The 19484-nt window shown below is 66.9% G+C and carries 15 protein-coding genes and 3 rRNA genes; 1 reads left to right on the top strand and 17 read right to left on the bottom strand.

What is annotated here, in order from left to right; genetic code table 11:
• Positions 1-2: 2 nt before the first annotated feature.
• From B0675_RS11215 to B0675_RS11160, 12 genes are all read right to left on the bottom strand, one after another.
• Positions 3-1055 (bottom strand): lysophospholipid acyltransferase family protein, encoded by a 1053-nt coding sequence (locus tag B0675_RS11215; protein WP_081218667.1) that lies wholly within the window; start codon positions 1053-1055, stop codon positions 3-5.
• A 14-nt stretch (positions 1056-1069) separates the two neighbouring features.
• Positions 1070-2128 carry an NAD-dependent epimerase/dehydratase family protein gene (locus tag B0675_RS11210; RefSeq protein WP_081218666.1) on the bottom strand — a complete coding sequence of 353 codons (1059 nt, stop codon included), beginning with the start codon at positions 2126-2128 and terminating at the stop codon, positions 1070-1072.
• A 378-nt stretch (positions 2129-2506) separates the two neighbouring features.
• Complete coding sequence (locus B0675_RS11205) at positions 2507-2605, bottom strand: AURKAIP1/COX24 domain-containing protein (protein ID WP_003948845.1); 99 nt, start codon at positions 2603-2605, stop codon at positions 2507-2509.
• A 142-nt stretch (positions 2606-2747) separates the two neighbouring features.
• Positions 2748-2957, bottom strand: a complete 210-nt coding sequence (locus tag B0675_RS11200; protein ID WP_093781815.1) for a helix-turn-helix domain-containing protein — start codon at positions 2955-2957, stop codon at positions 2748-2750.
• Positions 2958-3086: 129 nt separating this feature from the next.
• Positions 3087-3902: a phosphatase gene (locus B0675_RS11195; RefSeq protein ID WP_081218664.1), complete on the bottom strand. Its 816-nt coding sequence runs from the start codon at positions 3900-3902 to the stop codon at positions 3087-3089.
• A gap of 112 nt (positions 3903-4014) precedes the next feature.
• Positions 4015-5187, bottom strand: a complete 1173-nt coding sequence (locus B0675_RS11190) for an acetoin utilization protein AcuC (RefSeq protein ID WP_081218663.1) — start codon at positions 5185-5187, stop codon at positions 4015-4017.
• Entirely contained in the window at positions 5138-6367 is a 1230-nt protein-coding gene (locus B0675_RS11185) for an MFS transporter (RefSeq protein WP_081218662.1), read from the bottom strand. Before B0675_RS11185 ends, B0675_RS11190 begins: the two co-directional genes overlap by 50 nt.
• A gap of 95 nt (positions 6368-6462) precedes the next feature.
• A complete protein-coding gene (locus B0675_RS11180) occupies positions 6463-7206 on the bottom strand; it encodes a VC0807 family protein (RefSeq protein WP_241539755.1) in 744 nt (247 codons plus the stop codon).
• A gap of 146 nt (positions 7207-7352) precedes the next feature.
• Entirely contained in the window at positions 7353-7997 is a 645-nt protein-coding gene (locus tag B0675_RS11175) for an HAD family hydrolase (RefSeq protein ID WP_081218661.1), read from the bottom strand.
• A 62-nt stretch (positions 7998-8059) separates the two neighbouring features.
• Positions 8060-8176, bottom strand: a 5S ribosomal RNA gene (gene rrf / locus B0675_RS11170).
• An 86-nt stretch (positions 8177-8262) separates the two neighbouring features.
• Positions 8263-11386: ribosomal RNA gene (locus B0675_RS11165) — 23S ribosomal RNA — on the bottom strand.
• Positions 11387-11701: 315 nt separating this feature from the next.
• Positions 11702-13227, bottom strand: a 16S ribosomal RNA gene (locus tag B0675_RS11160).
• Together the 16S, 23S and 5S rRNA genes form the textbook arrangement of a ribosomal RNA operon.
• A gap of 837 nt (positions 13228-14064) precedes the next feature.
• On the opposite strand from B0675_RS11160, the gene trpS reads away from it, so the two are divergent.
• Positions 14065-15066: a tryptophan--tRNA ligase gene (trpS, locus tag B0675_RS11150; protein WP_081218660.1), complete on the top strand. Its 1002-nt coding sequence runs from the start codon at positions 14065-14067 to the stop codon at positions 15064-15066.
• A 59-nt stretch (positions 15067-15125) separates the two neighbouring features.
• Here trpS and proC read toward each other — a convergent pair whose 3' ends face one another.
• The 5 genes from proC to B0675_RS11125 all read right to left on the bottom strand — a co-directional run bounded on the left by proC (position 15126) and on the right by B0675_RS11125 (position 19480).
• The gene (gene proC / locus B0675_RS11145; protein WP_081218659.1) at positions 15126-15935 is read right to left on the bottom strand and encodes a pyrroline-5-carboxylate reductase; all 810 of its coding nucleotides are present in this window, start codon (positions 15933-15935) and stop codon (positions 15126-15128) included.
• A gap of 121 nt (positions 15936-16056) precedes the next feature.
• The gene (locus B0675_RS11140) at positions 16057-16896 is read right to left on the bottom strand and encodes an ABC transporter permease (RefSeq protein ID WP_081218658.1); all 840 of its coding nucleotides are present in this window, start codon (positions 16894-16896) and stop codon (positions 16057-16059) included.
• Positions 16893-17666, bottom strand: a complete 774-nt coding sequence (locus B0675_RS11135; protein ID WP_241539754.1) for an ABC transporter ATP-binding protein — start codon at positions 17664-17666, stop codon at positions 16893-16895. Before B0675_RS11135 ends, B0675_RS11140 begins: the two co-directional genes overlap by 4 nt.
• A 421-nt stretch (positions 17667-18087) precedes the next feature.
• Positions 18088-18900 (bottom strand): class I SAM-dependent methyltransferase, encoded by an 813-nt coding sequence (locus B0675_RS11130; RefSeq protein ID WP_081218657.1) that lies wholly within the window; start codon positions 18898-18900, stop codon positions 18088-18090.
• 67 nt (positions 18901-18967) lie between these two features.
• Entirely contained in the window at positions 18968-19480 is a 513-nt protein-coding gene (locus tag B0675_RS11125; RefSeq protein WP_081218656.1) for a hypothetical protein, read from the bottom strand.
• Positions 19481-19484: the final 4 nt, after the last annotated feature.

Below are 19484 nucleotides of genomic sequence, written 5' to 3'. Positions count from 1 at the left end.
GATCAGAAGAAGACGGACCTGCGCTGCACCAGCAGCTTGTACAGGGTGTGCTGGATCTGCTCCCTGACCTGGTCGGTCAGGTTGAACATCAGCATCGGGTCCTCGGCCGCCTCTGGCGGATAGCCGTCCGTCAGGATCGGTTCGCCGAACTGGATCGTCCACTTCGTCGGCAGGGGGACCGCGCCGAGCGGACCCAGCCACGGGAACGTCGGCGTGATCGGGAAGTACGGGAACCCGAGCAGCCGCGCGAGGGTCTTCGCGTTGCCGATCATCGGGTAGATCTCCTCCGCGCCGACGATCGAGCACGGGATGATCGGGGTGCCCTGACGCAGCGCCGTCGAGACGAAGCCGCCCCGGCCGAACCGCTGGAGCTTGTAGCGCTCGCTGAACGGCTTGCCGATGCCCTTGAAGCCCTCCGGCATCACACCGACCAGTTCACCGCGCTCCAGGAGCCGTTCGGCGTCCTCCGCGCAGGCGAGCGTGTGACCGGCCTTGCGGGCCAGCTCGTTGACGACCGGGAGCATGAAGACGAGATCGGCGGCGAGGAGCCGCAGGTGCCGGTCGGCGGGGTGGTTGTCGTGGACGGCGACCTGCATCATCAGGCCGTCCAGCGGCAGCGTGCCCGAGTGGTTGGCGACGATCAGGGCGCCGCCCTCGGACGGGATGTTCTCGATGCCCTTCACGTCGACCCGGAAGTACTTCTCGTACAGCGGCCGGATCAGCGACATCAGGACCTGGTCGGTCAGTTCCTCGTCGAACCCGAAGTCGTCGATCTCGTAGTCGCCCGTGAGCCGGCGGCGCAGGAAGGCGAGGCCGCCCGCGATGCGCTGCTCCAGGCCGGCACCGCCCTGCTGGGGCTGCTGGGGCGGCTGTTCTTCGTGCGTCACGGGAACATCATCCTGCGGGACGGTCCGTCCCGGCAGGGGCTGGACCTCCCGGACCGCGCTCGGCTCGCCCTTGCGCCGGGTCCCATGGGCCCGGCGCCGCGGCGGGCGTTGCGCGGCAGCCCCGCGCGACCGGTCGTCGTCGAACGGAATGACCTTGGCGTCCGCCATCGTTGATGCGCTCCTCAGTTGGCGCTCTGCGTCGGGTGGCCACCGCTCAGGAGGGGCAGTGCGGCGATCCGGTCCACGGCCCCCGCGAGGGCCTCCGGGGGCAGGAGTCCGGGCCCCCGGCTGTGGGCGAAGTCCGCGAAGGTCTCCGCCGTCGTGTACTTCGGGTGATAGCCCAGGGTTTCGCGCATCTGGTGCGTCGCGACCACCCTGCCGTGCGTCAGCAGCCGCAGCTGCTCCGGCGAGAAGTCCGTCACGCCCAGGGTACGCACGGCCGTGCCGGCCCAGCTGAGCGCGGGCAGCAGCAGCGGGACCGTCGGGCGGCCGAGGCGTCGCGCGCACTGCGAGAGCAGCAGGACGCCGTCGCCGGCGATGTTGAACGTGCCGCTGTTGAGCGTGCCCCGGCGCGGCTCGTCCGAGGCGAGCAGCAGCAACTCGATGACATCGCTCTCGTGCACGAACTGGAGCCGCGGGTCGTAGCCGAACACGGTCGGCAGCACGGGCAGCGAGAAGTACGAGGCGAGCGGCGAGTCCGCGCTCGGGCCGAGGATGTTGGCGAAGCGCAGCACGCACACGGCGACGTCGGGCCTGCGGCGGGCGAAGCCGCGGACGTACCCCTCGACCTCGACCGTGTCCTTCGCGAAGCCGCCGCTGGGCAGGGACTTGGGCGAGGTGGTCTCGGTGAAGACGGCGGGGTCGCGGGGCGCCGAACCGTAGACGTTCGTACTGGACTTCACGACGAGCCGCTTGACCGTCGGGGACTTCTGGCAGGCGCCGAGGAGCTGCATGGTGCCGATGACGTTGGTCTCCTTGACCGAGGTCCGGCTGCCGGAGCCCAGCGGCGTGCCCGTCACGTCCATGTGCACGACCGTGTCGACGGAGTGCTCCGCGAGCACCCGGGCGATCGCGGGCTGTCTGATGTCCGCCTGCACGAAGTCGGCGCCGCCGATGTGGTGCTCGGGCGGCACGGCGTCGACGGCGATCACCCGGTCCACCCGGGGATCACGCTGGATCCGTCGTACGAACCGGCCCCCCAACTGGCGGGCCACTCCGGTCACGAGCACGACCTTCCCCAAGATCAGCGCCTTCCTTCCAGCTCTGGACGTAGCTTCGCTCGTACCTGCCGCGTTCCCCGTGTGCCGCCAACCTAGCGGGTCGATGTTGCGCTGTGATGACCGCCCGATGCATCACGTGACGACAGCTGCAGACGTACGACCAGACCAAGCCATTCGGCCCACAGGCGTACGCGGGACGCGCGGGAGCCCGTTCGACGTCCGAGTCGCCTTTCGGGAGGTTCCCGTCGGACGGCGTGCGCGGATGCCGTCGCGAACTCCCGGATGCCGCGGCCGAATCCCGGGGGCCGCCCCCGCGGGTGACTTCCCGGGCCGGACATGCCTGTGGCCCCCCACCTGCTGGTGGGGGGCCACAGTACGCGCGCGTCTCCGCGGCGTCGCCTACTTCTTGTTGCGACGCTGAACGCGAGTGCGCTTGAGCAGCTTGCGGTGCTTCTTCTTCGCCATCCGCTTGCGCCGCTTCTTGATAACAGAGCCCACGACTACCCTCGCTCACTTCTCTTTACTCGGTGCTGGGCTGCATGGGCCCACACGACCTATGAGGGGCCAGCCTACCCGTCCGAACGCTGAGGTCGTAATCGAGGTGTTCCGGGAGATCACGGAGGATCTCCCGGAACGTTCGTCAGGCGGTCTCCACCCCCACATAGCTCTCGCGGAGGTACTCGTGAACCGCTTGCTCCGGAACCCGGAAGGACCTCCCCACCCGGATCGCCGGCAGATGACCGCTGTGCACCAAGCGGTACACGGTCATCTTCGACACTCGCATCACCGAGGCGACTTCCGCCACGGTAAGGAACTGAACCTCGTTCAGAGGCCTCTCGCCTGCAGCCATGACACACCCGAACCTTCCGCACTCGACGGTCACCGGCTTCCCCTTCCGGTGACTCTTCGTCGTTGCGTGCTCACTCCCCAATGTAGGGGCGTGTGATGCGAGTGGGGAAGAGGGGATGCGATCGGCCGCCTACTGTGACAGACACGCTCGATTGAGTACATAGCGAGTAAGCGGTCGGTAGTAATCGGACCGCACAGCGTCATCAAGCGGAACGGCGACGGCCACCCGCCCCTCCGCCTCCCCGACGAAGAGCGCGGGATCGTCCGTGTCGGCCAGCCCGATGGCCTCGAACCCCAGCTGACCTGCCCCGCAGACCCATCCGTGGTCCCCGATGACAAGCTCCGGGAGGGGCCCTCCGGACGCCGCCGCGGCCGCCAGGACCGTCCGAACCGGGAGCGGTGAATGGCTGTGTGCGCCGGTCGTGCGACCGGCGGCTGGCACCCCGGCTTCGCGTACCAGCGCGACGCCTTGTACGTAGTCGAGGTTGTAGGTGCGTAGACCGAACCGGGTCGTTATGTCGACAGAGCTACCCTGCGCCGGGGTGAGGACGGTACATCCTGCTGACGACAAGGCGTCCGCGATCGCGGCGTAGAAGGCGATCAGCCGGTGCGGATGGCCCGTACCCAGGAGCACAGGGTGACGATGCCGGGCTGCCCGGGCAAGCCGCTCCGCGAAAGCGTCGAGAGCCGCCAGAGTCCGTTCCGGGTCGATCACATCATGCCCTGAAACGTGCGAGGGGTCGGCCGAAACCCCGCACTTGTCCGCCATCAGTTCGATCAGCTCCCGCTGACCCCAGGTCCACTCGGGATCGAGCCCGAGCAGCACACGGGGATCGCGGGCGGCGAAGAGCCGATAACTGCGCAGGCTCTCCTCACGCGAGGTGGCCACGGGCCCGGCCAGCCGGGCGGCCAGCAGGTGTGCACGCAAAGCTCCGGTGCTCAACACGCCAGCGATGCTGGCGCATCACCGAAGATCGAACGCCCAAAACACGGGAAATGCCCCACAGTTGGCCTAATGGCCCTCCGTGTCGCTCCCAGGACCCCGTCCGGCGCCGGATCTACGGCAGCAGACCCCGCAGCGGGAACGAGGCCCGCCGCGTCGCCACGATCGCCTGGTCGAGACGGTCCGCCGGGTCGTACCCCGACTCCCAGTCCTTCCAGGACACCGGCCCCCCGCCGTCCGTCATCCGCATCGGCGCCAACTGCCGCGTCCGGGCGAAGACTTCCTGACGCCAGCCCTCCGGGATCACCGTCTCCGGCTCGACCGGCCGCCCCGCCGCGATCGCCACGAGATGCGTCCACGACCTGGGGACGACGTCCACCACGGCGTACCCTCCACCTCCCAGGGCCACCCAGCGCCCGTCCGCGTACCGGTGCGCCAGGTCGTGACAGGCCACCTGCACCGCACGCTGCGCGTCGAGCGAGACGGCGAGGTGCGCCAGCGGGTCCTCGAAGTGGGTGTCCGCGCCGTGCTGCGTCACCAGCACCTGCGGCCGGAAGTCCGCGAGCAGTTCGGGCACCACGGCGTGGAACGCCCGCAGCCAGCCCGCGTCGCCCGTCCCCGCCGGCAGCGCGACGTTCACGGCCGAACCCTCGGCCTCGTCCGCACCGGTCTCCTCCGGCCACCCCGTCTGCGGGAACAGCGTCCGCGGATGCTCGTGCAGCGAGATCGTCAGAACACGCGGGTCCTCCCAGAACGCCGCCTGGACACCGTCACCGTGGTGCACGTCGACGTCCACGTACGCGACCCGCTCGGCGCCCAGCTCCAGCAGCCGGGCGACAGCGAGCGCCGCGTCGTTGTAGATGCAGAAACCGGACGCGGCACCGGGCATCGCGTGGTGCAGCCCGCCGGCGAAGTTCACCGCGTGCAGCGCCTCACCGCGCCACACCGCCTCGGCGGCCCCCACCGACTGCCCCGCGATCAGCGCGGACACCTCGTGCATCCCGGCGAACGCGGGATCGTCGGTCGTCCCCAGCCCGTACGCCGAGTCGGCCGCCTCCGGATCGGCGGAAGCGGCCCTGACCGCGTCCACGTAGTCCTCGCGGTGCACCAGCCGCAGCGTCGACGGCCCCGCGGGCTTCGCCGCGACGACGGCGACCTCCCGGTCGATCCCGAAGGCGTCGACGAGACTCCGGGTCAGGGCGAGCCGGACCGGATCCATCGGATGGTCCGGCCCGAAGTCATACGCCGTTACTGCCTCGTCCCACATCAGCTGTGCGCGGCCGCTCATGCACGTCACCGTATCGGTCCGGTTCGGAAGCGAACGACCGGGCGTACCCCAAGGTCGCGAGCACCAGGACCATCGGTACGAGCATGGCGCCACGGTAGTTCCAGGCGTCACCCAGCGCCCCCACCAACGGCGACCCGATCAGGAACCCCACGTAGTTGAAGATGTTCAGCCGCGCGATCGCCGCGTCCGACGCCCCCGGGAACAGCCGCCCCGCGGCCGCGAAGGTCTGCGGCACGATCACGCACAACCCGAGCCCCAACAGCGTGAACCCGAGCATGCCCACCCACGGCCCCGGCGCCACCGCCACCACCCCGAACCCGACCGCCGCGACCACGGCGCCCAGCCGCACCACCGCCACGGCCCCGAACCGCCGCACCCCGAAGTCCCCGACAGCCCGCCCGACCAGCGTCATCACCATGTAGACGTTGTACGGAACGGTCGACAGCTGCTCGGAACTGCCCAGCACGTCCTGGAGGTACTTAGCGCTCCAGTTGGAGACCGTCGAGTCCCCGATGTACGCGAACGTCATCACCAGGCAGAGCGGCAGCAGCAGCCGGAAGACCAGCGGCCCGGCGCCGGACCCGCCCTCGGCCGCCCGGTCCTTCCCGTCGACGTCGACCGCACCGCCGTCGACGTACCACCGGCTCCCGACCAGCGTCAGCGGCAACAGCACCAGCACGACCGGCAGATACGACCCGAACAGCGACTGGTGCCAGTGCGCCCCCGCCCACGCCAGCGAGGCACCCACGATCCCGCCCAGGCTGTACGTGGCGTGGAACCCCAGCATGATGCTGCGCCCGTACGACCGCTGGAGACTCACCCCGAGCATGTTCATCGAGGCGTCCAGTGCCCCCACCGCGAGCCCGAAGACGCCGAGGGACACGGCCACCTCGGCCAGTCGGTCACCGGCGCCGACGCCGAGCAGGGCCAGCAGCACGACCGGCTGCGACCACCGCAGGACGCGGCTGGGGGGTATCCGCTTCACCAACTGCTCGGTGGTGACGCTGCCGACCCCCGCCAGCACCGGGACGGCGGCCAGGAAGACCGGCAGCAGCCCGTCGGAGATGCCGTAGCGGTCCTGGATGGCGGGGATGCGCGTCACGAGCAGCGCGAAGGCGGCCCCCTGCGCGAAGAAGCTGAACGCCAAAGAGGCCCTACCGCGCCGCAGCACATCTGTCATGGCGGCGAGCGTAGGGCCCCGGCCTACCCGTGGGTAGATCAAGCCGAAGATGAATTCTGCTCAGGTCTGTGGCCGGCCCTGCCGGCAGAGGTCCTTCAGCGGTCCGACCCGGCCCCGGCGGCCAGCTCCCGCTCCAGCATCTTCTCCATCGGGACGACCGCGAAGCGCCCGCTGACCAGGAAGGCGAGGGTCATCGAGACGGCCATGACGACCGTGCCGAGCCAGACCATCGTGTCGATCGGCAGCGTGTACGCCCCGACCACCCGCGCGACACACTCGGCGAGCAGCACCACACCCCACACGAGCGAGAACGTCCGCTCGGCCTTCCGGAACGCCTCCGACCCGACCGCCAGCCTGTCCCAGGCCGCGGCCCGCGCCGCGTCCCCCTTCACCAGGAAGGGCTTCATGCCCTGCGTCATCATCGGCCGCCCGAACCTGACCGACAGCAGGATGCCGATACCGACCGCACTGCTGACCCCGCTGTCCTTCGCCAGCATGAGCCGAGGATCACCGGCGACGAGGCTGAGCGTCAGCCCGACCACGTTGACGAACAGGATCAGCCCGGCGAGCGCGTTGAGCCTGCGCTCCTTCACCACACCCCACACGGTCCGCGCGGCCGGCACCACGCTGCTCCAGCCGAGCGCGGCGACGGTCCCCATCCCGAACCCGTTCTTGAGCAGGTAGTACGACCCGACGGGCACCACGACGTCCACGATCAGCGGCAGGAAGCTCGGCCGGGGACCCGCGGTCTCCGCGGTGACGGATTCGGCCGGGGCGATGACCGCCGGAGCGGCGTAGTCGGTCGATCCGGCGCTGATCTCGCTGGCGGTGATGCTCATGATCGGGTCCCTCCGTCGTCACTGTGTACGTCCCGTTCCGATGTACTCAGCTTCGCGGTCGGACCCCGTCCCCCGACAGAAACGATCGTCCGGAGCTCCGCATGACAAATGTCAGCGCCGCTCCCCGGTTGCCGTCATACGGTCCGTCATACCAGCAGGTCAGCCAAGTCCCGCATGTCGCCGAAGAGTTCGGTGGCCCCGGCCAGCCGGTCGGCGGGGGTCATGGCGGTGAACCCGTACACGTCCATCCCGGCCGCGTTGGCCGCCCGCACCCCGAGCGCGCTGTCCTCGACGACCACGCATTTCTCCGGGCGCACGCCCATACGCTCGGCCGCGTGGAGGAACAGGTCCGGCGCCGGCTTGCCCCGGCCCACGTCCTGGGAGCTGAAGATCCGCCCGTCGTCGAACCACCGGTCGAGTCCGGTCGTCCGGTGTCCGACCCGGATCCGCTCATGACTCCCGGAGGAGGCCACGCAGTACGGCACCCCGTCGGCCGCCAGCTTCTCCACGACCTGCGGAGCGCCGGGAACGGGCTTCAGCTCACGCTCGAACGCCGCGAAGACCCGCGCGTGGAACACGTCGTCGAAGTCGTCCGGCAGACGCTCCCCGGTCCGCTCCAGGACGATGTCGTGGACGCGGTGCATGGCGGCACCCATGTAGTCGCGCAGGGACTCCTCGTACGAGGTGGGGTGCCCGAGTTCGGTGAGATAGGCGGCCAGCAGGGTGTTGGAGATCGGCTCACTGTCCACGAGGACGCCGTCGTTGTCGAAAATGACCAGGTCGTAGCGCATGGAAAAGACCCTAAACGCAGAAAACCCCCTTGCCGAATGGCAAGGGGGTTTTCTCAACAATAGTTCGGCGGCGTCCTACTCTCCCACAGGGTCCCCCCTGCAGTACCATCGGCGCTGTGAGGCTTAGCTTCCGGGTTCGGAATGTAACCGGGCGTTTCCCTCACGCTATGACCACCGAAACATTATGAAACTGTCAACCGGAGCCGTGGCATAGCTACGACGGTTGTTCGTGGTTTCAGAACCAACACAGTGGACGCGAGCAACTGAGGACAAGCCCTCGGCCTATTAGTACCAGTCACCTCCAGCGGTTACCCGCCTTCCAGATCTGGCCTATCAACCCAGTCGTCTACTGGGAGCCTTAACCCCTCAAGGGGGTGGGAATACTCATCTCGAAGCAGGCTTCCCGCTTAGATGCTTTCAGCGGTTATCCCTCCCGAACGTAGCCAACCAGCCATGCCCTTGGCAGGACAACTGGCACACCAGAGGTTCGTCCGTCCCGGTCCTCTCGTACTAGGGACAGCCCTTCTCAATATTCCTACGCGCACAGCGGATAGGGACCGAACTGTCTCACGACGTTCTAAACCCAGCTCGCGTACCGCTTTAATGGGCGAACAGCCCAACCCTTGGGACCGACTCCAGCCCCAGGATGCGACGAGCCGACATCGAGGTGCCAAACCATCCCGTCGATATGGACTCTTGGGGAAGATCAGCCTGTTATCCCCGGGGTACCTTTTATCCGTTGAGCGACGGCGCTTCCACAAGCCACCGCCGGATCACTAGTCCCGACTTTCGTCCCTGCTCGACCCGTCGGTCTCACAGTCAAGCTCCCTTGTGCACTTACACTCAACACCTGATTACCAACCAGGCTGAGGGAACCTTTGGGCGCCTCCGTTACTCTTTAGGAGGCAACCGCCCCAGTTAAACTACCCATCAGACACTGTCCCTGATCCGGATCACGGACCCAGGTTAGACATCCAGCACGACCAGACTGGTATTTCAACGACGACTCCACCATGGCTGGCGCCATGACTTCAAAGTCTCCCAGCTATCCTACACAAGCCGAACCGAACACCAATATCAAACTGTAGTAAAGGTCCCGGGGTCTTTCCGTCCTGCTGCGCGAAACGAGCATCTTTACTCGTAGTGCAATTTCACCGGGCCTATGGTTGAGACAGTCGAGAAGTCGTTACGCCATTCGTGCAGGTCGGAACTTACCCGACAAGGAATTTCGCTACCTTAGGATGGTTATAGTTACCACCGCCGTTTACTGGCGCTTAAGTTCTCAGCTTCGCCACCCCGAAGAGTGACTAACCGGTCCCCTTAACGTTCCAGCACCGGGCAGGCGTCAGTCCGTATACATCGCCTTACGGCTTCGCACGGACCTGTGTTTTTAGTAAACAGTCGCTTCTCGCTGGTCTCTGCGGCCACCCCCAGCTCACCGAGTAAATCGGATCACCAGTGATGGCCCCCCTTCTCCCGAAGTTACGGGGGCATTTTGCCGAGTTCCTTAACCATAGTTCACCCGAACGCCTCGGTATTCTCTACCTGACCACCTGAGTCGGTTTAGGGTACGGGCCGCCATGAAACTCGCTAGAGGCTTTTCTCGACAGCATAGGATCATCCACTTCACCACAATCGGCTCGGCATCAGGTCTCAGACTATGTGCTGTCCGGATTTACCTAGACAACGTCCTACACCCTTACCCCGGGACAACCACCGCCCGGGATGGACTACCTTCCTGCGTCACCCCATCACTCACCTACTACCACCTTGGGCCGGCGGCTCCACCACTCCCCTCAACTCCGAAGAGATCAGGGCGGCTTCACGGCCTTAGCATTAATGGGCTCGATGTTTGACGCTTCACAGCGGGTACCGGAATATCAACCGGTTATCCATCGACTACGCCTGTCGGCCTCGCCTTAGGTCCCGACTTACCCTGGGCAGATCAGCTTGACCCAGGAACCCTTAGTCAATCGGCGCACACGTTTCTCACGTGTGTATCGCTACTCATGCCTGCATTCTCACTCGTGAACCGTCCACCACTGCCTTCCGGCGCGGCTTCACCCGGCACACGACGCTCCCCTACCCATCACAGCGGGCGTTGGCCCTATTGCTGCAATGACACGACTTCGGCGGTACGCTTGAGCCCCGCTACATTGTCGGCGCGGAATCACTAGACCAGTGAGCTATTACGCACTCTTTCAAGGGTGGCTGCTTCTAAGCCAACCTCCTGGTTGTCTGTGCGACTCCACATCCTTTCCCACTTAGCGTACGCTTAGGGGCCTTAGTCGATGCTCTGGGCTGTTTCCCTCTCGACCATGGAGCTTATCCCCCACAGTCTCACTGCCGCGCTCTCACTTACCGGCATTCGGAGTTTGGCTAAGGTCAGTAACCCGGTAGGGCCCATCGCCTATCCAGTGCTCTACCTCCGGCAAGAAACACACGACGCTGCACCTAAATGCATTTCGGGGAGAACCAGCTATCACGGAGTTTGATTGGCCTTTCACCCCTAACCACAGGTCATCCCCCAGGTTTTCAACCCTGGTGGGTTCGGTCCTCCACGACCTCTTACAGCCGCTTCAACCTGCCCATGGCTAGATCACTCCGCTTCGGGTCTTGAGCGCGCTACTGAATCGCCCTATTCGGACTCGCTTTCGCTACGGCTTCCCCACACGGGTTAACCTCGCAACGCACCGCAAACTCGCAGGCTCATTCTTCAAAAGGCACGCAGTCACGACGCACCGAGTAAACTCGATGCGCGACGCTCCCACGGCTTGTAGGCACACGGTTTCAGGTACTATTTCACTCCGCTCCCGCGGTACTTTTCACCATTCCCTCACGGTACTATCCGCTATCGGTCACCAGGGAATATTTAGGCTTAGCGGGTGGTCCCGCCAGATTCACACGGGATTTCTCGGGCCCCGTGCTACTTGGGTGTCTCTCAAACGAGCCGTTGATGTTTCGACTACGGGGGTCTTACCCTCTACGCCGGACCTTTCGCATGTCCTTCGCCTACATCAACGGTTTCTGACTCGCCTCACAGCCGGCAGACTGTGAAAGAGAGATCCCACAACCCCCTGCATGCAACCCCTGCCGGGTCTCACACATACAAGGTTTGGCCTCATCCGGTTTCGCTCGCCACTACTCCCGGAATCACGGTTGTTTTCTCTTCCTGCGGGTACTGAGATGTTTCACTTCCCCGCGTTCCCTCCACACTGCCTATGTGTTCAGCAGTGGGTGACAGCCCATGACGACTGCCGGGTTTCCCCATTCGGAAACCCCCGGATCAAAGCCTGGTTGACGGCTCCCCGGGGACTATCGTGGCCTCCCACGTCCTTCATCGGTTCCTGGTGCCAAGGCATCCACCGTGCGCCCTTAAAAACTTGGCCACAGATGCTCGCGTCCACTGTGCAGTTCTCAAACAACGACCAACCACCCATCACCCCCGGTTACCACCGGAGTTCACTGGGGCCGGCACTGAAGGCAGCCAACCATCGGCCGTACCTTCAGACACCCAACAGCGTGCCCGACCCTCTTCCTGCTTCCCTCATTCTTTCCACGCCCCGAAGGACAGTACTCGAAGGAGAAGACAGTCAAGAGTGCCGAATAATCAACGTTCCACCCATGAGCAACCACCGTCGAACGTGTGCCGACGTAATGGCCCTGGACCACCAAGCAAGCTTGGCGGCCTAGATGCTCCTTAGAAAGGAGGTGATCCAGCCGCACCTTCCGGTACGGCTACCTTGTTACGACTTCGTCCCAATCGCCAGTCCCACCTTCGACAGCTCCCTCCCACAAGGGGTTGGGCCACCGGCTTCGGGTGTTACCGACTTTCGTGACGTGACGGGCGGTGTGTACAAGGCCCGGGAACGTATTCACCGCAGCAATGCTGATCTGCGATTACTAGCAACTCCGACTTCATGGGGTCGAGTTGCAGACCCCAATCCGAACTGAGACAGGCTTTTTGAGATTCGCTCCGCCTCACGGCTTCGCAGCTCTTTGTACCTGCCATTGTAGCACGTGTGCAGCCCAAGACATAAGGGGCATGATGACTTGACGTCGTCCCCACCTTCCTCCGAGTTGACCCCGGCAGTCTCCTGTGAGTCCCCATCACCCCGAAGGGCATGCTGGCAACACAGAACAAGGGTTGCGCTCGTTGCGGGACTTAACCCAACATCTCACGACACGAGCTGACGACAGCCATGCACCACCTGTACACCGACCACAAGGGGGGCACTATCTCTAATGCTTTCCGGTGTATGTCAAGCCTTGGTAAGGTTCTTCGCGTTGCGTCGAATTAAGCCACATGCTCCGCTGCTTGTGCGGGCCCCCGTCAATTCCTTTGAGTTTTAGCCTTGCGGCCGTACTCCCCAGGCGGGGAACTTAATGCGTTAGCTGCGGCACCGACGACGTGGAATGTCGCCAACACCTAGTTCCCACCGTTTACGGCGTGGACTACCAGGGTATCTAATCCTGTTCGCTCCCCACGCTTTCGCTCCTCAGCGTCAGTAATGGCCCAGAGATCCGCCTTCGCCACCGGTGTTCCTCCTGATATCTGCGCATTTCACCGCTACACCAGGAATTCCGATCTCCCCTACCACACTCTAGCCTGCCCGTATCGACTGCAGACCCGGGGTTAAGCCCCGGGCTTTCACAACCGACGTGACAAGCCGCCTACGAGCTCTTTACGCCCAATAATTCCGGACAACGCTTGCGCCCTACGTATTACCGCGGCTGCTGGCACGTAGTTAGCCGGCGCTTCTTCTGCAGGTACCGTCACTTTCGCTTCTTCCCTGCTGAAAGAGGTTTACAACCCGAAGGCCGTCATCCCTCACGCGGCGTCGCTGCATCAGGCTTTCGCCCATTGTGCAATATTCCCCACTGCTGCCTCCCGTAGGAGTCTGGGCCGTGTCTCAGTCCCAGTGTGGCCGGTCGCCCTCTCAGGCCGGCTACCCGTCGTCGCCTTGGTGAGCCACTACCTCACCAACAAGCTGATAGGCCGCGGGCTCATCCTTCACCGCCGGAGCTTTTAACCCCCACCCATGCAGGCAGGAGTGTTATCCGGTATTAGACCCCGTTTCCAGGGCTTGTCCCAGAGTGAAGGGCAGATTGCCCACGTGTTACTCACCCGTTCGCCACTAATCCACCCCGAAGGGCTTCATCGTTCGACTTGCATGTGTTAAGCACGCCGCCAGCGTTCGTCCTGAGCCAGGATCAAACTCTCCGTGAATGTTTTCCCGTAATCGGGACGACACCACGAGAGCGGAACAACCGGTCGGAATAGGACCGGTCGTTCACAGCGTCCTCGCTGTGCGCCTACCCCGAGGGGCAGGACTTTTTCAAAGGAACCTCGTCCCGGCCGAACGGCCGGAGACGGGGTATCAACATATCTGGCGTTGATTTTTGGCACGCTGTTGAGTTCTCAAGGAACGGACGCTTCCTTTGTACTCACCCTCTCGGGCTTTCCTCCGGGCGCTTCCCTTCGGTCTTGCGTTTCCGACTCTATCAGACCGTTTCCGTATCCGATTTCCTCGGCGCTTTCCAGGTTTTCGCTTTCGCGTTTCCCTTTCCGGCGAGTCCGACTCTATCAGATCCTTTCGGGCCTGACCCCCAGTCAGCGGGGCTTGTCCTCGCGGCTGTTGGGCCGTTCCGACGAGTGAGACATTAGCGGATTCCTGGCTCCCGAGCTAATCGGGGTGGCGCCCTTTCGAACGCGGAATCCTCATTTCGCAAACACGCATGAAAACGAGCGGACGACGAGTCGTCGATCGTTGGATGGTGGTGCGGAATGGCTGTCCGGGGACCGACCGGGGTCGGCGCTCACGTCGGACAACTCGGAGAACACTACGTACGGGGTGGGGGCGTGTCAACTCCGGTCCGGAGGGGCCTCCCGGGGCGTACTGTGGCACCCATGACTACGCGTACGTGCACCCAGCTGTGGTGGGCCGCCTGACGGCGGCCGTACGCACGTAGGTACTCAACGGCCGCCGCTCTCGGCGGCCGTTTTTGTGTCTCCCTCCTGGGAGCCGGCCGGTGGGTGCGGCGGCCTCGATCAGGAGGTGGAGAGATGACGCGGATCTTCAGTGGGGTCAAGCCGACCGGGCATCTGACGCTGGGGAACTACCTGGGAGCCGTGCGGCGGTGGGCCGAGGTGGACCAGCACCGGGCCGACGCGCTGTTCTGCATCGTCGACCTGCACGCGCTGACCGTGGACCACGATCCGGCGCGGGTGCTCAGACTCAGCAGGCAGGCGGCGACGTTGTTGCTGGCGTCGGGGCTGGATCCCGAGGTGTGCACCGTGTTCGTCCAGAGTCATGTCGACGAACACGCGCGGCTGTCGTATCTGCTGGAGTGCGTCGCGACGGACGGGGAGATGCGGCGGATGATCCAGTACAAGGAGAAGGCCGCGCGGGAGCGGGCGCGGGGTGGGAGCGTTCGGCTGTCGTTGCTGACGTATCCCGTGCTGATGGCGGCGGACATCCTGGCGTACGGGGCCGACGAGGTGCCGGTCGGGGACGACCAGACGCAGCACGTGGAGCTGACCCGGGATCTGGCGGTGCGGTTCAACCAGCGGTACGGGCACACGTTCGTGGTGCCCCGGGCCACCCGGCCGGAGGTGGCGGCGCGGGTCATGAACCTTCAGGAGCCGACGTCGAAGATGGGCAAGAGCGACGACGTGGGACCGGGGGTCGTCTATCTGCTGGACGAGCCCGACGCCGTACGGAGGAAGGTCGCGCGGGCCGTGACCGACAGCGGCACCGAGGTCGCGTACGACCGGGAGGAGCGGCCGGGGGTCTCGAACCTGCTGGAGATCCTCGCCGCCTGTGAGGGCGGGGATCCCGAGGAGCTGAGCGGTCGGTACACGTCGTACGGCGCTCTGAAGAAGGACACCGCCGACGCCGTGGTCGAGCTGCTCAGGCCGGTGCAGGAACGGCACAAGGAGCTGTGTGCCGATCCCGCCGAGGTCGAACGGGTGCTGCGGGACGGCGCGGCGCGGGCCAGGGAGAAGGCGCGGCCGACGGTCGACGCGGCGTACCGGGCGATCGGGTTGCTGCCGGCGGCGGACTGAGGAGTGCCGGGAGCGCGCCTTCGGCACCCGGTCGCGGGTACCGAAGGCGGCCGGCTCGGTCAGCTGTTGCCGGAGGCCAGTTCGCGGCTGCGGTCGCGGGCCGCTTCGAGGGCGGCGATGAGGGCGGCGCGGACGCCGTGGTTCTCGAGTTCGCGGATCGCGTTGATCGTGGTGCCCGCGGGGGACGTGACGTTCTCCCGGAGCTTGACCGGGTGCTCCCCGCTGTCGCGGAGCATCACGGCGGCGCCGATCGCGGACTGGACGATCAGTTCGTGGGCCTTGTCGCGGGGCAGGCCGAGCAGGATGCCCGCGTCCGTCATGGCCTCGACGAGGTAGAAGAAGTACGCCGGTCCGGAGCCGGACAAGGCCGTGCAGGCGTCCTGCTGCGACTCGGGGACGAGGAGCGTCTTGCCGACGGCTCCGAAGATCTCCTCGGCGTAGGCCACGTGCTCGGGCGTGGCGTGGCTGCCGGCGGAGATGACGGACATGGCCTCGTCGACGAGGGCGGGGGTGTTCGTCATGACCCGGACGACGGGCGTCCCGGCGGCCAGGCGCTCCTCGAAGAACGAGGTGGGGATGCCGGCCGCGCCGCTGATGATCAGGCGGTCGGCGGGGATGTGCGGCGCGAGCTCGTCCAGAAGGGTGCCCATGTCCTGCGGCTTGACGGTCAGGATCAGGGTGTCGGCGGTCTTGGCCGCTTCCGCGTTGGTGACCGGGGTGACGCCGTGGCGCTCCTGGAGTTCCTTCGCCCGCTCCGGGCGGCGGGTGGTGACCAGGAGGTCGGTGGGGGCCCAGCCCGCTCGGATCATTCCGCTGAGCAGGGCTTCGCCGATCTTGCCGGTGCCGAGGACTGCGACTTTCTGGACCATGGTTGCGGGTGCCCTCCGAGGGTTGGGTCGTCCGTGTTCATCCTCCCACCGGGGTCATGGGCGCGGGCGGGTTGTCCGGTGGGCGGACGGGCGCGGAGGGGCTCGGACGGGGCGCGGGCGGCTAGGACGTACGGCGGCGGAGGGTGGCCGCGCCGAGGAACAGGACCAGCAGGGCGCTGCCGGCGACGATCAGGATGTCGCGTACGAAGGTCGCGGTCGTGTCGGTGTGCTTGAGGACCTCGTTCATGCCGTCGACCGCGTACGACATCGGGAGCACGTCGGAGACGGCCTCCAGGGCGGGGTGCATGGCGGAGCGCGGGGTGAACAGGCCGCAGAGGAGGAGCTGGGGGAAGATCACGGCCGGCATGAACTGGACGGCCTGGAACTCGGATGCGGCGAACGCCGAGACGAAGAGGCCGAGGGCGGTTCCGAGGAGCGCGTCGAGCAGGGCGACGAGCAGGAGCAGCCAGGGCGAGCCGGTGACGTCGAGGCCGAGGACCCAGACGGCGAGGCCGGTGGCCAGGGCGGACTGGACGACGGCGACCGTACCGAAGGCGAGGGCGTAACCCGCGATCAGGTCGCCCTTGCCGAGGGGCAGCGCGAGGAGGCGTTCGAGCGTGCCGGAGGTGCGTTCGCGCAGGGTCGCGATGGAGGTCACCAGGAACATCGTGATCAGCGGGAAGATGCCGAGCAGGGACGCGCCGATGGAGTCGAAGGTCCGCGGGCTGCCGTCGAACACGTAGCGGAGCAGGAACAGCATCACGCAGGGGACCAGGATCATCAGCGCGATGGTGCGCGGGTCGTGCCGGAGCTGGCGCAGGACGCGGCTCGCGGTGGCGGTGGTGCGGGTGACGGTGAGCGCGCTCGGGCGGGCGGCGGCGCGCGGGCCGGGTGCGGGCTCGTGCGGGGAGGCGTCGGGGGTCTCGGCGGTCGTGGCCGCGGTGGGCTGGGCGGGGCTCATCGGGCGGTCTCCTCGCGGGGGTCGGTGGCGGCGGCCTCGTCCACGAGGGTGAGGAAGGCGGCCTCGACGGTGTCGGACCCGGTCCTCTCGCGCAGCGCGTCCGGGGTGTCGTCGGCGAGGATCTCGCCCTCGCGCATGAGCAGGAGCCGGTGGCAGCGCTCGGCCTCGTCCATCACGTGGGAGGAGATGAGGAGGGTGGCGTCGCGCTCTTCGGCGATGCCGTGGAAGAGGTTCCACAGCTCGCGGCGCAGGACCGGGTCGAGTCCGACGGTGGGTTCGTCGAGCACGAGGAGTTCGGGGGCGCCGAGCAGGGCGACGGCGAGGGAGACGCGGTTGCGCTGGCCACCGGAGAGGTTGCCGGCCAGTGCATCGGCGTGCGAGGTGAGGTCCACGTCGGTGATGGCGCGGGTGACGTCGGTGCGCCGGCGTTCGGCGGCGGCCCGGCCGGGGTCGAGGATCGCGGCGAAGTAGTCGAGGTTCTGGCGGACGGTCAGGTCGTCGTAGACGGACGGGGCCTGGGTGACGTAGCCGATGCGGGAGCGGAGCGTGGGGTCGCCGGCGGGGCTGCCGAGCACTTCGAGCGTCCCGGTGACCTTGGCCTGGGTGCCGACGGTCGCGCGCATCAGCGTCGACTTGCCACAGCCGGAGGGGCCGAGCAGCCCGGTGATCCGGCCGCGCGGAACCGTGAAGTCGAGGCCGCGCAGGACGGTACGGGGGCCGCGCAGAACGGTGAGACCTTCGGCGCGGACGGCGGGCTGGGGTGAGGACACGGGCGTTCCCGGGGGTCGGGGTCGGATGCGGAGTCTGCATGCAGAGATGGCGTGCCAGGTGTCCGGCACCTAAATAATCATCACTCGATGAATATTGCTCCTGTGCGGCAGACCGGTCAAGAGCCGGGAGCGCAGGGCCGCTTCGGGCCGACGGTCCGGTGCCGCGCGGCGCGGCCCGTGCGAGGAGGGCGTCCCGGGAGGCGCGACTGCACGACGCCCCGGGGCTGTCGCCGCCAGGGGGTGCCGGTCCCGGCCGCGGGGAGTGAGGGCGAGGACCCCGGGCACCGGCGTGCCCACGGAGGCAGGCGGAGGCCGGGCACTGGCGTGCTCACGGGGAGGGCAGGCGGAGGCCGGGCGCTGGTGTGCTCACGGAGGCCGTGGTCGGTGCGGCGGCCTTGGGGGTGGGCCGCCGCACCGGGGTCTACGAGTGGGTCGCGACCAGGAGTTCCACGACGTAGGTCTCCTCGACGATCTCGTCGGGGAATGTCAGGAGGAGGTGCTCGCGCTCCTCCGCGAAGAACGCCGCGGTGGCCTCCTCGCCCAGGACGAGAAACGCCGAGTGGCTGCCGATGTTGGCGAGGTGCGTGTCGAGCGGGACGCGGCGGCTCCAGCGGACCCGCCTCCGGTCGAAGGACAGGCGGCCACCGGGGTCGGCGCTGAGGGAGTGGGCGGCACGGGCGCCGCTGCCGTTCTTCTCGACCACCGGGTCGATACCGAGGAAGCGCTCGATGCGCCGGGCGGCCGCCTCGATCCATGGCACGTCGAGCGCCTCGGTGTTCCACCACAGGGCCAGGGCACCGCCGGGCCGCAGCACCCGCAGCGCCTCCGGGACGGAACGGTCCGGGTCGGTCCAGTGCCAGGACTGGGCGTACGTCAGGAAGTCCACGGACGCGTCCGCGAGGGGGAGGGCGTCGCCGCTGCCCCGCACGATCGGAAGGCGGGGGTGGACGCGGCGGAACTCGGCGGCCATGCCCGGGCCCGGTTCCACGGCGAGGACGTCGGCACCGCGGTCGTGCAGCAGGACGGTCGAGATACCGGTCCCCGCACCGACGTCGGCGACCTTGGCGCCGGCCAGGGTCCTGCCCGCGAGTTCCTCGACGGCGTCGAAGAGGGCGGGCGGGTACGAGGGACGGTTCGCCGCGTACTGGGCCGCCGCCGCGTTGAAGGAGTGCGCTCGGGTGGCGTGCGGGGCGGGCTCGGGGCCGGAGGCGGAAGGAGAGGAGGAAGCCGTCATGGGGTCATGATCGCTGGCGGGGCGGAGGGTTGAGTAGGGGGTTTCGCAGGAGGGAGAGCGGGACCGGTCAGGCCTTGCGGCTCTTCTTCGCCTTCGACGGGTTGCCGGTGCGGCGGGTGGTACGGCGGGCGTACTGCTCCTTCGCCGTCTCGTACTCCTCACGGTTCAGCCGCTCGCCGGGGGCCTCGGTGAGGGCGCGGAAGCAGTACGCGAGCAGGGAGCCGACGAAGCCGATGGCGAGGAGCCCCCGGAGGGAGGCCTGGCGGTCGGGGTCGGGGCGCTTGGCGAACGAGTCCCAGGTGTGACGGAACGCGAGGGCGCTGCACACCGCGAACATCACGACGACCATCACCGTCACGGGCGTGCCGACGTCGGCGATGGCCAGGCCCTGGTAGGCGAAGCGGAGCACGAAACAGGCGGCCACGGCCGCGGCGAGCGAGCCGACGGCCACACCGGCGCGCCGGCCGGCGTAGCCGCCATCGTGCTCCACCCATGTCGTCCCGAAGAAACGCAGGGGCTCGGGCAGGGGCCCCGCGGGGGTGCCGGTCGCGGTTCCGGGGGTCGTCGTCTTGTCGCTCACCCGA

Origin of the sequence: Streptomyces sp. M41(2017), assembly GCF_002078175.1 — a bacterium.
In the GTDB taxonomy this organism is placed as follows: domain Bacteria; phylum Actinomycetota; class Actinomycetes; order Streptomycetales; family Streptomycetaceae; genus Streptomyces.
The sequence above is the reverse complement of the archived record's forward strand: the minus strand, read 5'-3'. Positions and strand labels throughout refer to the sequence as shown.

Bases quoted from the DNA above. Each gene is read 5' to 3' on its own strand.
- trpS (WP_081218660.1), top strand. From the start codon at position 14,065: ATGACGCGGATCTTCAGTGGGGTCAAGCCGACCGGGCATCTGACGCTG.
- B0675_RS11180 (WP_241539755.1), bottom strand. From the start codon at position 7,206: ATGAGCATCACCGCCAGCGAGATCAGCGCCGGATCGACCGACTACGCC.
- B0675_RS11200 (WP_093781815.1), bottom strand. From the start codon at position 2,957: ATGGCTGCAGGCGAGAGGCCTCTGAACGAGGTTCAGTTCCTTACCGTG.
- B0675_RS11185 (WP_081218662.1), bottom strand. From the start codon at position 6,367: ATGACAGATGTGCTGCGGCGCGGTAGGGCCTCTTTGGCGTTCAGCTTC.
- B0675_RS11130 (WP_081218657.1), bottom strand. From the start codon at position 18,900: ATGACGGCTTCCTCCTCTCCTTCCGCCTCCGGCCCCGAGCCCGCCCCG.
- B0675_RS11215 (WP_081218667.1), bottom strand. From the start codon at position 1,055: ATGGCGGACGCCAAGGTCATTCCGTTCGACGACGACCGGTCGCGCGGG.
- B0675_RS11190 (WP_081218663.1), bottom strand. From the start codon at position 5,187: ATGAGCGGCCGCGCACAGCTGATGTGGGACGAGGCAGTAACGGCGTAT.
- B0675_RS11175 (WP_081218661.1), bottom strand. From the start codon at position 7,997: ATGCGCTACGACCTGGTCATTTTCGACAACGACGGCGTCCTCGTGGAC.
- B0675_RS11140 (WP_081218658.1), bottom strand. From the start codon at position 16,896: ATGAGCCCCGCCCAGCCCACCGCGGCCACGACCGCCGAGACCCCCGAC.
- proC (WP_081218659.1), bottom strand. From the start codon at position 15,935: ATGGTCCAGAAAGTCGCAGTCCTCGGCACCGGCAAGATCGGCGAAGCC.